This window comes from Prochlorococcus sp. RS04, from assembly GCF_001989455.1.
GTDB lineage: Bacteria > Cyanobacteriota > Cyanobacteriia > PCC-6307 > Cyanobiaceae > Prochlorococcus_A.
In genome coordinates this window covers 104,357-118,344 of the sequence record NZ_CP018346.1, presented here as the reverse complement: position 1 = coordinate 118,344, position 13,988 = coordinate 104,357, and the positions used below count along the sequence as shown (strand labels likewise).

Annotated in this window: 14 protein-coding genes; 11 read left to right on the top strand and 3 right to left on the bottom strand. The window is 34.2% G+C overall.

Annotated elements, in window-relative coordinates; all coding sequences use genetic code 11:
- The first annotated feature begins 14 nt into the window (after positions 1–14).
- From typA to ccsB, 4 genes are all read left to right on the top strand, one after another.
- Positions 15–1,811, top strand: coding sequence for a translational GTPase TypA (gene typA / locus BS621_RS00690; RefSeq protein ID WP_077141453.1), 1,797 nt, complete (start codon positions 15–17; stop codon positions 1,809–1,811).
- Positions 1,812–1,822: 11 nt separating this feature from the next.
- Positions 1,823–2,191, top strand: coding sequence for a DUF309 domain-containing protein (locus tag BS621_RS00685; protein ID WP_077141452.1), 369 nt, complete (start codon positions 1,823–1,825; stop codon positions 2,189–2,191).
- A 94-nt stretch (positions 2,192–2,285) separates the two neighbouring features.
- On the top strand, positions 2,286–3,014 hold the full coding sequence (lptB, locus tag BS621_RS00680) for an LPS export ABC transporter ATP-binding protein (protein WP_025972040.1): 729 nt from the start codon (positions 2,286–2,288) through the stop codon (positions 3,012–3,014).
- 113 nt (positions 3,015–3,127) lie between these two features.
- On the top strand, positions 3,128–4,057 hold the full coding sequence (gene ccsB, locus BS621_RS00675) for a c-type cytochrome biogenesis protein CcsB (protein WP_077141451.1): 930 nt from the start codon (positions 3,128–3,130) through the stop codon (positions 4,055–4,057).
- 24 nt (positions 4,058–4,081) lie between these two features.
- On the opposite strand, the gene rpe is transcribed toward ccsB, so the two are convergent.
- Positions 4,082–4,837 (bottom strand): ribulose-phosphate 3-epimerase, encoded by a 756-nt coding sequence (rpe, locus tag BS621_RS00670; RefSeq protein ID WP_077141450.1) that lies wholly within the window; start codon positions 4,835–4,837, stop codon positions 4,082–4,084.
- Positions 4,838–5,023: 186 nt separating this feature from the next.
- Here rpe and glpX point away from each other — a divergent pair, with 186 nt between their 5' ends.
- From glpX to BS621_RS00635, 7 genes are all read left to right on the top strand, one after another.
- The gene (gene glpX / locus BS621_RS00665) at positions 5,024–6,025 is read left to right on the top strand and encodes a class II fructose-bisphosphatase (RefSeq protein ID WP_025931771.1); all 1,002 of its coding nucleotides are present in this window, start codon (positions 5,024–5,026) and stop codon (positions 6,023–6,025) included.
- Between the two features lie 18 nt (positions 6,026–6,043).
- Entirely contained in the window at positions 6,044–7,354 is a 1,311-nt protein-coding gene (locus tag BS621_RS00660) for a glutamyl-tRNA reductase (protein WP_077141449.1), read from the top strand.
- A 129-nt stretch (positions 7,355–7,483) separates the two neighbouring features.
- On the top strand, positions 7,484–8,779 hold the full coding sequence (locus tag BS621_RS00655) for a glucose-1-phosphate adenylyltransferase (protein WP_025890677.1): 1,296 nt from the start codon (positions 7,484–7,486) through the stop codon (positions 8,777–8,779).
- Positions 8,780–8,874: 95 nt separating this feature from the next.
- Positions 8,875–10,293: an NADP-dependent phosphogluconate dehydrogenase gene (gene gndA, locus BS621_RS00650; protein ID WP_077141448.1), complete on the top strand. Its 1,419-nt coding sequence runs from the start codon at positions 8,875–8,877 to the stop codon at positions 10,291–10,293.
- Positions 10,281–11,018: a 6-phosphogluconolactonase gene (gene pgl, locus BS621_RS00645; RefSeq protein ID WP_077141447.1), complete on the top strand. Its 738-nt coding sequence runs from the start codon at positions 10,281–10,283 to the stop codon at positions 11,016–11,018. The genes gndA and pgl overlap by 13 nt, the downstream gene beginning before the upstream one ends.
- A gap of 30 nt (positions 11,019–11,048) precedes the next feature.
- Positions 11,049–11,597: a CIA30 family protein gene (locus tag BS621_RS00640; RefSeq protein ID WP_077141446.1), complete on the top strand. Its 549-nt coding sequence runs from the start codon at positions 11,049–11,051 to the stop codon at positions 11,595–11,597.
- Positions 11,587–11,973, top strand: a complete 387-nt coding sequence (locus BS621_RS00635) for a coat-like protein (protein ID WP_077141445.1) — start codon at positions 11,587–11,589, stop codon at positions 11,971–11,973. Before BS621_RS00640 ends, BS621_RS00635 begins: the two co-directional genes overlap by 11 nt.
- Before the next feature lie 21 nt (positions 11,974–11,994).
- On the opposite strand, the gene ilvD is transcribed toward BS621_RS00635, so the two are convergent.
- Positions 11,995–13,668, bottom strand: a complete 1,674-nt coding sequence (gene ilvD, locus BS621_RS00630) for a dihydroxy-acid dehydratase (RefSeq protein ID WP_025891605.1) — start codon at positions 13,666–13,668, stop codon at positions 11,995–11,997.
- A 23-nt stretch (positions 13,669–13,691) separates the two neighbouring features.
- Positions 13,692–13,982 carry a hypothetical protein gene (locus tag BS621_RS00625; protein ID WP_011376338.1) on the bottom strand — a complete coding sequence of 97 codons (291 nt, stop codon included), beginning with the start codon at positions 13,980–13,982 and terminating at the stop codon, positions 13,692–13,694.
- Between the last annotated feature and the right edge of the window lie 6 nt (positions 13,983–13,988).

The following is a 13,988-nucleotide window of genomic DNA, read 5'->3' as shown; positions in this document are numbered from 1 at the left end:
TATAAATTCTATAAATGTCATCTTCGATAAAAGAAATTAGAAATGTTGCAATTATTGCTCACGTAGATCATGGGAAGACAACTCTTGTAGATGCATTGTTATCTCAATCAGGAATATTTAGAGACAATGAAGTTATCCCTACATGTGTAATGGATTCAAATGATCTTGAAAGAGAAAGGGGGATAACAATTCTCTCAAAAAATACTGCAGTTAATTATAAAGATACCAGAATTAATATTATAGATACACCTGGACACGCTGATTTTGGAGGAGAAGTTGAAAGGGTTTTGGGAATGGTTGATGGTTGTCTGCTTATTGTTGATGCAAATGAGGGTCCTATGCCTCAAACAAGATTTGTTTTAAAAAAAGCATTAGAAAAAGGACTTAGGCCCATAGTCTTTGTAAATAAAATAGATAGACCACGAGTAGTACCAGAAATAGCAATTGATAAGGTCCTTGATTTGTTTTTGGAATTAGGTGCTGATGATGATCAATGTGATTTTCCTTATCTTTTTGGGAGTGGTTTATCTGGTTTCGCAAAAGAAGAGATGGAATCTAATAGTGACAATATGATGCCTCTTTTTGAAGCTATTATCAGACACGTTCCTCCTCCAGTAGGTGACTCTAATAAGCCTTTACAACTACAAATTACTACTTTGGATTATTCTGATTTCTTAGGCAGAATAGTAATTGGAAAGATCCACAATGGAAGTATAAAAAATGGCCAACAGGCTAGTTTAATTAAAGAAAACGGAAAAACTATTAAAGGTAAGGTTAGTAAGCTCTTAGGATTTGAAGGATTACAAAGAATTGATATAAATGAAGCATTTGCAGGTGATATTGTTGCCGTTTCTGGTTTCGATGACGTCAATATTGGTGAGACCATAGCATGTCCCGACTCTCCTCATCCTCTTCCATTAATCAAAGTTGATGAACCTACCTTAAATATGACTTTTGTTGTCAATGATTCACCATTCGCGGGAAAGGAGGGAAAATTTGTTACTAGTAGACAATTAAAAAATAGACTGGAGAGGGAACTTTTAACAAATGTTGCCCTGAGAGTAGAAGAAACTGATTCACCTGACAGGTTTTCAGTTTCAGGGAGAGGAGAATTACATCTAGGGATATTGATTGAAACTATGAGAAGAGAGGGTTTTGAGTTTCAAATCTCACAACCTCAAGTAATTTTCAGGGAAATTGATAATGTTGAATGTGAGCCTATAGAGACTTTAGTTTTAGATGTACCTGAAGTATCTGTTGGTTCTTGTATCGAAAAACTTGGATCTAGAAAGGCAGAGATGAAAAACATGCAGACAAGTTCAGATGGGAGAACTCAATTAGAGTTTCTTGTCCCATCGAGAGGACTTATTGGATTTCGTGGTGAATTTGTTCGAATAACAAGAGGTGAGGGTATTATGAGTCATTCGTTTTATGAATATAAACCTAAAACAGGAGATTTTGAAACCAGAAGAAATGGAGTCCTTATAGCTTTTGAGGAAGGTGTGGCCACATTTTATGCATTAAAGAATGCTGAAGATAGGGGAGTCTATTTCATTAAACCTGGAGTTAAAGTTTATAAGGGAATGATAATCGGAGAGAATAATCGACCTCAAGATCTTGAGTTAAATATATGTAAAACTAAGCAGTTGACTAATATGAGGTCTGCAGGGGCAGAAGAACTTGATACTTTGCAGTCACCTGTTGATATTACTCTTGAAAGAGCACTCGAATATATTGGTCCAGATGAAATGCTAGAGGTGACACCAGATTCAATAAGAATGAGGAAAATAAATAAAAAGAAAAGAAATTAATAATTAGTTTCATGAACGAAGAAAATACAAAAAGTTTTAAAGATTCTCTTTTTACTGCTTTAAATCTTTTTAACAATCATGAATGGTATGAGGCTCATGATGCTTTTGAAGAAATATGGAATACCGTTGATGGTGAAGAAAGACAAGTTATCCAAGGAATTTTACAAGTATCTGTTTCTCAGTTTCACTTAAGTAAGGGTAACTTAAATGGAGCTACTATCCTGCTTGGGGAGGGTTTAGGTAGAATAAAAACTAGAACTAAGATTAATTTAGGAATTGATCTTGAATCATTCTGCCAGTGTTTAGAAGATTTATTGAGGAAATTACAATATAAAGAGCTATTAAGTGAGAACGATAAGCCTTTTTTGAAACCTCTTTGATAAATATGAATATATCCTTATTTTAAATGAAATTATTATTTTCCATCCCATTTTTTTTTCAAGAAAACAAGAAAACTAATCGATCTCAATAAAAATGAACCTAACAATTCATAATGTATCCCTTTCAATTAAGGGAAGATTAATCGTAAATGATGTTTCCATAACTGTTAATCCAGGGGAAGTTGTAGGTTTGATGGGGCCTAATGGTGCTGGGAAAACTACAACTTTTAATCTTGCAGTTGGGAACATAAAACCAGATAAAGGTGTAATTTTAATGAATGGGAAAAATATAACCAATCTTCCTCTACCAATCAGATCAAGACTTGGGTTAGGGTACTTAACTCAGGAAGCGAGTATATTTAGAGATCTCACTGTTAAAGATAATATAGATTTGGCTTTACAAAATTCATCTTATAGTAGAGCAGCGATAAGAAATAGAAGAGAACAATTAATTAATGAATTTAATTTGAATAACTTTGTAGATAATTATGGTTATCAACTTTCAGGAGGAGAGAGGAGGAGGTGTGAGATAGCTAGAGCTCTCACTGTAGGCAGAAAAGGACCTAAATATTTGTTATTAGATGAACCTTTTGCTGGAATCGATCCTCTAGCTGTTAATGATCTAAAGAAACTAATTCTTAAATTAAGTAGTGATGGGGTTGGGATTCTCATTACAGACCATAATGTGAGGGAAACCCTTCTAATTACTAACAAATCATATGTATTAAGTGAAGGAAAAATTTTAGCTAACGGTTCTTCAAGTGAGTTGGCTGATAATCCAATAGTCAAGAAGTATTATCTAGGAAATAATTTCAAACTTTGAAATACTTTTTAAAAATAAATTAAAACTTTATTATTAAAGATTTACTCATATAAGAACGATTTAAATTATTATTTGTTTGTCATTGAATATTAAAACTCGAGATATTTCTAGATATGATACTAAATAATTTTTTTAAAAATTTAATATATGAACCGGTTTCAGTTTTAGGTCTTTTAGTTTTTTATTTTTTATTAATTAACTTACCAATTTCTTTGGGTGCAGTTTTTAAAAACAAGTCTTCTTCTGCTGTAAAACTGATTACCATTTTTGTTAACTTATTAATAACATTACAATTACTTTTTAGGTGGTCAATTTCTGGGCATTTTCCTATTAGTAATTTGTATGAATCCCTTTATTTTCTTACTTGGGGTATCACATTAGGTCAACTATTGATTGAAAGAGAATACCAAGCTCCAATAATTCCTTCAATTGCTATACCTATTGAGTTACTGACTGTGGCTTTTGCTTGTTTTGTTTTACCCGAGGATTTGAAATTATCATCGAACTTAGTTCCAGCTTTAAGGTCTAGTTGGTTAGTAATGCATGTTAGCGTAGTAATGCTTAGTTATGCAGCATTAATAATAGGTTCTTTGCTTTCAATGTCCGTTTTGTTTATTAATAAAAATAAGCCGCTTCAAATCAGAAGTAGTTCTACCGGTATAGGAGGATTTAACCTTTCAAATAGTTATCCTGTAAATGATTTAGTTGAACCTATTGAATTTTCTCATTCAGAAGAATTAGATACATTAAGTTATCGTTCTATATTAGTAGGTTTTGTTCTTTTGACTCTCGGTTTAATTTCAGGTGCAGTTTGGGCTAATGAGGCCTGGGGCACATGGTGGAGTTGGGACCCAAAAGAAACATGGGCATTTATCTCATGGTTGTTTTATGCCGCTTATCTGCATATGAGAATAAGCAAGGGTTGGCAAGGACGTAAACCAGCATTATTAGCATCTACAGGCTTTTTAGTTGTTTTAGTTTGCTATTTAGGAGTAAATTTTTTAGGCATAGGGTTACATAGTTATGGATGGATATTTGAGTGATTAAGCAATCACCTATCTTATTGATTAAGGCTCTGAAAGAACATTCCCCTTTTGTGCTTCTTGTGCAACTTTTCTCAAGTCATCACATCCCTCTTTTAATGTTGGGTAAGCAAACATTCCACTACCTGCGATAAAACAATTGGCACCAGCATCGGCACATTGTGAAATAGTCCAATTCGCTTTTATCCCTCCATCAACTTCAATGTCGACATCTAAGTTTTTTTCGATTATAAAGTTTCTTATTTCTCTGATTTTATTAAGCATTGTTGGTATATAAGCTTGTCCTCCAAATCCTGGATTAACTGTCATAACCAAAACATGATCAACCATATCCATTATGTTTTTAATCATTTCAAAAGGAGTATGAGGGTTTAATGCAACAGAAGGAGATCCTCCTAAATCTCTTATCCTTCCAAGAACTCTATGCAAATGAATATTTGCTTCAGCATGAGCTATTACTACTCCTGGTTCACCATTTGCCCCTTTTGTAGCTTTTACATAAGATTCAAGCATGGTTTCACAGTTATATTGGCTCACCATTAATTGAGTTTCAAAAGGGACATTGCAATATTTCCTGCATGCAGCAATCATTTCAGGCCCAAATGTAAGATTTGGCACGAAATTTCCATCCATTACATCAAATTGAATCCTATCTACTCCAGCCTCCTCGAGCTCTTTCACACATGCCCCCATATTTGCCCAATCTGCTGGTAAAACTGAAGGAATTATTTGAATTGGTCTATTAGCACCAGTTGAAATTGCTTGATTTGACTCAGTCATTTAATTTTTAAAATATTTAATAAAGATACTATATTTAGTTGTTTATTCCTAATTTCAAGTCACGGCCTGATAAAGTAACAGCTGTAAAGAGTTAAAAAAAGCTTAATAGCATAATAATTCTCATAAAAAATGCCATTTTTTATGAGATCATACTCAAAACATTTAGAAAATCCTCAAAATTTAATTGTGAATCAAACTTTAATTCAAGAAATTCTCGAAGTTGTCGAGCAAGCTGCTATTGCCTCAGCAAAACTAACAGGACTTGGTCAAAAAGATGAAGCTGATGCTGCAGCAGTCGAGGCAATGAGGCTACGAATGGGCAAAATTGAAATGAAAGGGAAAATTGTTATTGGAGAAGGTGAAAGAGATGAAGCACCTATGCTTTATATAGGTGAAGAGGTTGGTAGTGGAAGTGGTCCAGGGGTCGACTTTGCAGTAGATCCTTGTGAAGGAACTAATCTTTGTGCGAATAATCAAAGAGGATCTATGGCTGTTTTAGCTGCCTCTGATACGGGTGGTCTATTCAATGCTCCTGATTTTTACATGAACAAATTAGCAGCACCTCCTGCGGCTAAAGGTAAAGTAGATATTAGAAATTCAGCTACTGAAAACTTGAAGATACTAAGTGATTGCTTAGGTCTTTCTATTGATGAGCTTACTGTTGTTGTAATGGATAGAACTAGGCATAAAGATTTAATTAAAGAGATTCGAGGATGTGGTGCAAAAGTTCAACCGATATCTGATGGTGATGTTCAAGCTGCGATTGCATGTGGTTTTGCAGGTACTGGAACACATTGCTTGATGGGTATAGGTGCGGCTCCAGAAGGTGTTATTTCAGCCGCTGCAATGAGAGCTCTAGGCGGACACTTTCAAGGACAGCTAGTTTATGATCCAGCAATCGCTCAAACTTCTGAATGGGCTGATTATACAAAAGAAGGAAATATACAACGTCTTAATGAAATGGGCATAACCGATATAGATAAAATCTATGAAGCGAATGAATTGGCATCAGGAGAAAATGTTGTTTTCGCTGGAAGTGGAATAACTGATGGATTACTATTTGACGGAGTTAAATTTGAAAGGGATTGCGTTAGAACAAGTAGTCTAGTTATTAGTACATTAGATAGTACTGCAAGATTCACGAATACTGTCCATATAAAAGATGGTGCTAAGAGTATCAGCCTTTAAAAATTCGCTTTTGATTTTATGCATATTGTTGTCGTCGGACTGAGTCATCGCACGGCACCTGTCGAAGTGCGTGAGAAGTTAAGTATTCCTGACCAATCCATAACAGAATCATTGAAAGCTTTAAAAGCTTTCTCTGAGGTGTTAGAGGTGTCAATCTTAAGTACTTGTAATAGGCTCGAAATATATGCGCTTGTAAAGGATAAAAATACTGGAATTTCATCTATTAAAGAATTCTTATCAGAATATTCTGGAATTATTTTTGAAGATTTAAATCCACATCTTTTTTGCTTTAGACAGGAAGAAGCAGTTTTGCATTTGATGAAAGTTTCGGCAGGACTCGATAGCCTCGTTTTAGGGGAAGGACAAATCCTTTCACAGGTAAAAAAAATGATGAGATTAGGTCAAGAGAATCAATCTACTGGACCAATTCTTAATAGATTATTAACTCAATCAGTTAGTACAGGTAAAAAAGTAAGATCCGAAACAAATTTAGGAACTGGAGCTGTATCAATCAGTTCAGCAGCGGTAGAATTAGCTCAATTAAAAATTGGACAAGAAAAGGGTTTTGATACTCTAGTAAGTTTGGAATCAGAGAACGTTCTTGTAGTTGGCGCCGGACGAATGAGTAGGCTTTTAATAACTCATTTAAAATCAAAAGGATGTCATAAACTAATTCTTGTCAATAGAAATATTGATAGAGCATTGAATCTTGCTCTAGATTTCCCTGACTTAGAGATTGCTTGTAAAGGATTAAACGAATTAGATGAAAACATATCGATATCTTCACTTGTTTTCACTAGTACAGCTTCTGAAGAGCCAATAATTGATCTCGCTAAAATTGAAAAATTAAATTTGAGTAATAAACTTAAATTTATTGATATTGGTGTACCGAGAAATATATCTAATGATGTGAAACATCATGAATTTGTGAAATCATTTGATGTGGATGACTTACAAGAGGTCGTTTCAAGAAATCAAGAATTTAGACAGAAAATAGCAAAGGAAGCGGAATCTCTAGTAGAAGAAGAAAGGATCATTTTTCTAGAATGGTGGGCAAGTTTAGAGGCGGTTCCAGTAATTAATAAACTTAGATCCGATTTGGAGTTAATTAGAAAAGAGGAATTGCAAAAAGCACTTAGTAGGATGGGACCAGATTTTTCGGCTCGAGAAAGAAAAGTTGTGGAAGCGCTGACTAAAGGAATTATCAATAAAATACTTCATACGCCTGTCACCAAGTTGAGAAGTCCACAATCAAGAGAAGAAAGACAAGTTTCTTTGAAAATCGTTGAAAAATTGTTTTCTTTGGTAGAAGAAGATAAAAATAACTAATTTTCTCTATTTATATTAAGTTTTTCCAGTGATTTATCGAAATACCTTTGTAAACTGACCATTTGTATTTCTAAATATGCCCATAATCAGTTACTTTAAGTAGTTGTATATCTACCTCCATTAGATTTAATGAAGCGTGTGTTGGCCATAATCCTCGGAGGAGGAAAAGGTTCCAGACTTTACCCTCTAACAAAAATGAGGGCTAAACCTGCTGTGCCATTGGCAGGTAAGTATCGTTTGATAGATATTCCGATTAGTAATTGTATAAATTCAGGCATTGAAAAAATGTACGTATTGACCCAGTTCAATAGTGCATCTCTAAATAGACATATAGGAAGAACCTATAATTTAAATGGTCCTTTCGGTCAAGGATTTGTGGAGGTGTTAGCCGCGCAACAGACTCCTGATAGTCCGAAGTGGTTTGAAGGTACTGCTGATGCTGTAAGAAAATACCAATGGTTATTTCAAGAATGGGATGTTGATGAATATTTAATATTGTCAGGTGATCAACTGTACAGAATGGACTACAGTTTATTTGTTCAACATCATAGAGATAATGGCGCTGATTTAACTGTTGCAGCTTTACCTGTTGATGAAGCTCAAGCAGAAGGTTTTGGCCTCATGAGAACTGATGATTTAGGAAATATAAAAGAATTCAGTGAAAAACCTACTGGAGAGAAGCTGAAGGCAATGGCAGTAGATACTTCAAAATTTGGATTAAGTAAGGAGTCAGCTGCCGAGAAACCATATCTAGCCTCTATGGGGATTTACGTTTTTAGCAGAAATACTCTTTTCGATCTTCTTAATAAATTTCCTAATTATACAGATTTTGGTAAGGACATAATTCCAGAAGCCCTGAATAGAGGCGATACTCTTAAAAGTTATGTATTTGATGATTATTGGGAAGATATTGGTACCATTGGGGCATTCTTTGAGTCAAACCTTGCATTAACTGAGCAACCAAAACCCCCATTTAGCTTTTATGATGAGAAATTTCCAATTTATACAAGACCTAGATTTCTCCCCCCTTCTAAACTTGTAGATGCTCAAATTACTGATTCAATAGTTTGTGAAGGTACAATCTTGAAGTCGTGCAGTATTTTGCATTGTGTTTTAGGTGTTAGAAGTAGGATTGAAAGTGATTCTGTTCTTGAGGATACTCTCGTTATGGGAGCCGATTTCTTTGAATCACCTGAAGAGAGGATTGAATTAAGAAAAGGAGGCGGAACTCCTCTTGGTGTAGGCGAAGGAACTACTGTAAAAAGAGCAATTCTTGATAAAAATACAAGGATTGGTGATAATGTCGTAATTATCAATAAAGATCGAGTAGAAGAAGCAGATAAGCCAGAATTAGGCTTCTACATAAGAAATGGAATTGTTGTTGTAGTTAAAAATGCAACGATTGCAAACGGAACTGTTATTTAAATCTTTTCGATCATTTTTCGCTGACATTAGTATTTTTTTTGAGCAATTTTGTTGAGTTGCAGGCACACTATATTTATTGAGTTTTTTAATTTTTTATGTCCAAGGCACATTTTGGTTTAATAGGTCTTGGTGTTATGGGCGAAAATTTAGTTCTTAACGCAGAGAGAAATGGATTTTCTAGTGTAGTTTTTAATAGGACTTACTCAAAAACTGAAGAATTTTTACAAGGTCGCGGTTTTGGGAAGAATATAGAGGGAGCTGAAACTCTCCAAGAATTTGTTAACAAGCTAGAGAGACCTAGAAGAATTCTAATGATGGTAAAAGCTGGACCCGCGACAGATGCTGTAATAGATAATATTTCTGGATATCTCGAGGAAGGAGATTTATTAATAGATGGCGGTAATTCTCAATTTAAAGATACAGAAAGAAGGGTAAATACTCTTGAAAGTAAAAGTTTTGGATACATTGGAATGGGAGTATCAGGTGGTGCCAAAGGAGCTCTAGAAGGCCCAAGTATGATGCCTGGCGGTACTAAGGCTTCATATGATGCAATAGAAAGCTTATTAACAAAAATGGCTGCTAAAGTTGATGACGGACCATGTGTTGCATATGTTGGACCAGGAGGTTCAGGTCATTTTGTGAAAACTGTTCATAACGGAATTGAATACGGAATTGAACAAATACTCGCAGAAGCTTATGACCTTATGAAGAGAGTCAAAGGTATGAATGGACCGCAGATGTCAGAGGTATTTGGTATTTGGAATAATACTGATGAATTAGCTTCTTATCTTGTTGAGATAACAGAGATTTGTCTAAATACAAAAGATGAGATAACTGGAGATGATGTCGTGGAAAAAATATTAGATAAAGCTGGCCAGAAAGGTACAGGGTTATGGACTGTTGTAAGTGCTCTAGAGCTGGGGGTATCAGTCCCAACTATTTATGCATCTTTAAATGCAAGAGTAATGAGTTCTTTAAAAGAGCAACGTAGTGAGATTGAAAAAACTATTCCATCTAAAGAGATAGAGGATTTTGACTTAGGAAATATATCAGATGGAATGAAACCTTTATTTGATGCTGTAGTCCTTGCCACAATTGCTAGCTATGCCCAAGGTATGGATATTTTAAGAGAAGCATCTGCAGTATATAATTATGGATTGAATATGCCGTCAATTGCTCAAATATGGAAAGGTGGTTGCATAATTAGATCAAAATTATTAAGTAAAATTCAAGATGCTTATAATAAAGATCCTAATCTAAAAAATTTAATTTTTGATGATTGGTTTAATAATGAAATTGCGACAAGATTAGATAACTTAGCTAAAGTAGTCTCTCTATCTACAAAGGCAGGTATACCAGTCCCATGTTTATCAAGTACTCTAGATTATTTGAATAGTTATAGAACAAATAGACTTCCTCAGAATCTTGTTCAGGCAATGAGAGACTGTTTTGGCTCTCATACATATGAAAGAATTGATAGGGAAGGTAGTTTTCATACTGAATGGATGAAATGATTGAAAAGGTCAAAAATGGATACACCTTAAATATATATAAAGACAAGTTAGAACTATCAACTGCGGTTTTTAAGTTTATTCAAAGCCACATTATTCATACTTTAAAAAAGAAAGACAGGTTCAAATTTTGTGTAAGTGGAGGTTCAACTCCAAAATCTGTCTATAAGCTTTTATCAAAAAGTGATCTTAGATGGGATATGGTTGATGTCTTTTTAGGGGATGAAAGATGTGTTGATCCAAATTCAGAATTGAGTAACTCGTTAATGTTGAAGAATTCATTGTTAACTAATTTTGGATCTAAAGCTTTTTTTTATGAAATTTTCAATGATTTAAATGCTGATGATGAAGCTACAAAAAATCAATTTATTTCTAAATTATTTGAAAAATGCGGATCAAGCCCTCCAACTTTTGATTTAACATTATTAGGTCTTGGAGACGATGGTCATACAGCCTCACTGTTCCCTTATCAAAAAAATAATAATGTGGATGATTTTGTTATTTTTAATGAAGGTAAAGGTTTAAAAAGAATTTCATTAACTCCAAAGGTTCTTTCAGCTTCTTCAAAAATAGTATTTTTAGTTAGTGGAACTTCTAAAAGAATTGCTCTTGAGAGGTTATTAGATGAAAAAGAGCCACCAGATAGGACACCATCAAAATTAATAAAATCTATTAATCAAATTTCAATATTTTGCGATCAGGATTCAGCAAAAGAATTAAAAATTTAGTTAAAGTCTATTAATAATTTAAATTATTTAATGAGTAAGAAAAAATTTTTATTCCAGAAAAAGGAGTTCGATGGTTGGAAAACATTAAACGATACTGTTATGGGCGGATCAAGTTCAGCTTCTTGTGAAATTTCAAATTCGGGTTTGATATTAAAGGGTAATATTGTCGAGAAAGCAGGAGGATTTGTTAGTTGTAGATCGTCTGTATATAAACCTACTTTAAATGTATCTGAATATTCATCCTTTGAATTAAATATTGATGGACAAGGAAGAACTTTTAAATTTGCTGTCGCTTGTGAAGATGATCTACTAGGACTAACCGAATTTATTCCGGGTGGACTAAGATGGATTAAATCATTCTCAACAAAAAAATTCGGGACAACAAATATTCAAATTCCTTTTAGTGAGTTAAAACCTTCAGTAAGAGCTAATAAAGTACGTTTTCCATTTAAATTCAAGCCATCTAAAATTAAAAGATTGCAACTACTACACTCTAAGTTTGGTGATGATGGATTACTTAATAATGAGTTTAAACAGGGTTCAATAAAAGTTTTAATTAAATCAATAAGTGTTATTTGAAAACCCAACTAAAAATATAGAGAGCTTAATCGCTAAGTCAGCAGATTTAACAAATAAACCTTTTGTTCATTCTGTAGTAAAAATAAGTGGTGAATACGAATTCGAAGATGAAGATATTGATTTAACAGTTAATATCTTATGTCGAGATAAAGAAGGTAAGAGATTAGAAATTTATGATCTTGAATTAGAACTTTTTAAATCAAATAAAGAGTTGGTTTTAGTAATCTCTAAGCTTAACTTCCCTGATGAACCAATATTATGGTGTGGAGTTAAAACATTATGGATGGATAGCAATAATGGGAAAAAATGCAACTCACCAAAATACAGCGCTAGATTGGAAAATTTAGCAAATAGGATAAAAAGTTTTATTGATTAAGAAAATAAAATTTGAGCTGATTTATAAATCAGTAACAGCCCCTAAACTTGATGTGCTTACGATTCTCGAATATTTCGAAAGAATTCCTCTTTTGTATTTTTGAATAGGTTTTACCCAATCTTTTTTTCTTTTTTCTAATTCTTCGTCAGATAAATCAACCTCAATTAGTTGTTTTACAGCATCTACTGTAATTAAGTCACCTTGTTTTATTAAAGCTATATTTCCTCCTACAGCAGCCTCTGGAGCTATGTGACCCACAACAAGACCATAGGTACCCCCGCTAAATCTGCCATCGGTAATTAAAGCCACCTTCTCCCCTAGCCCTTGACCAACAATCGCAGATGTTGGAGCTAACATTTCTCTCATGCCTGGACCTCCAACAGGACCTTCATTTCTAATAACAACAACATCACCAGCTTTGATGTCGTTATTTAATATCGATTTTAAACAATCCTCTTCACTTTCAAAAATCTTTGCTGGACCTGTTAATACAGGGTTTTTTACGCCGCTAATTTTGGCTACAGAACCTTCGCTCGCTAAGTTACCTTTTAATATCGCTAGATGTCCTTTTTTATAAAGAGGGTCATCTATGTCTCTTATGACATTTTGATTTGTTGGAGGCTTATCTGGAATATTCTGTAAGTATTCTGAGATGGTTTTGCCTTCAATGTTTTTGCAATCACCATGAATTAATCCTGCATTCAAAAGTATTTTCATTACTTGTGGAATCCCACCTGCCTTATGAAGATCTACCGTCACATATTTACCACTCGGTTTAAGGTCACAAATAACGGGTACTTTTTGTCTGATTCTCTCAAAATCATTAATGTTGATATCTATTCCTGCAGTATTTGCAATAGCTAGGATGTGCAATACCGCATTTGTTGACCCGCCAATTGCCATAATTACTGATATTGCGTTTTCAAATGCTTTCTTTGTCATTAGGTCTAGAGGTCTTATATCTTTTTCTATTGCAGAGACTAATATCTCAGCACTTTTATCAGCACTTAGTTCTTTTTCAAGATCTTCAGCAGCCATAGTGGAACTGTGAGGAAGACTTAACCCTAATACTTCAATAACCGCAGACATTGTATTAGCGGTAAACATTCCTCCACAGCTACCAGCACCAGGAATACAATTTTTCTCAACTTGGATTAGCCTTTCTTCATTAATTTTGCCTGATGTTAATTGTCCAACAGCTTCAAATGCACTAACAACAGTAAGATCTTCTCCATGCAATTTCCCAGGCTTTATTGTCCCTCCATAAATGAAAATTGAGGGAATATTCATTCTTGCAATCGCAATCATGGCACCCGGCATATTTTTATCACATCCACCTATAGCAAGTACTCCATCCATACTCTGAGCATTGCATGCTGTTTCAATTGAATCAGCAATAACTTCTCTTGAAACTAGGGAATATTTCATGCCCTCTGTTCCCATAGAAATCCCATCACTTACTGTTATAGTCCCAAACATCTGAGGCATCCCACCTGATCTTTTTATAGACTCTTCAGCTTTTAGAGCTAACTTATTTAAACCCATATTGCATGGTGTTATGGTGCTGTATCCATTTGCAACTCCAATAATAGGTTTATTAAAATCTTCATCATTAAATCCAACGGCTCTTAACATGGATCTGTTAGGTGATCTTTGCACACCTTGGGTTATTGCAGATGATCTGAGTTTATTCATATTATTTGAGAACCTTTTTTATTCTATTGCCCCAACTCTTCAAGTTGCTTCCTCACATCAGCAATTGCAGAATTAAGTTGCTCAACTTTCTTCTCCAGATTCTCTCCTTCAACTTCATTTATATTTTCATTTGAATCAATCGCTTCTGAGCCATCTTGAATTCTGGAGGAATACATCATTGCTTTTTGTTTTTTTTCCTCCTTTCTTTTGTCTGCCTCGGATATTAACCACCAAGCTAGACCTGCTGCTCCAATAAAAGCACCGCTTATTAATGATAAAAGATTATTTGAAGACGAATCTCTGTATTCAGACATTGGTAA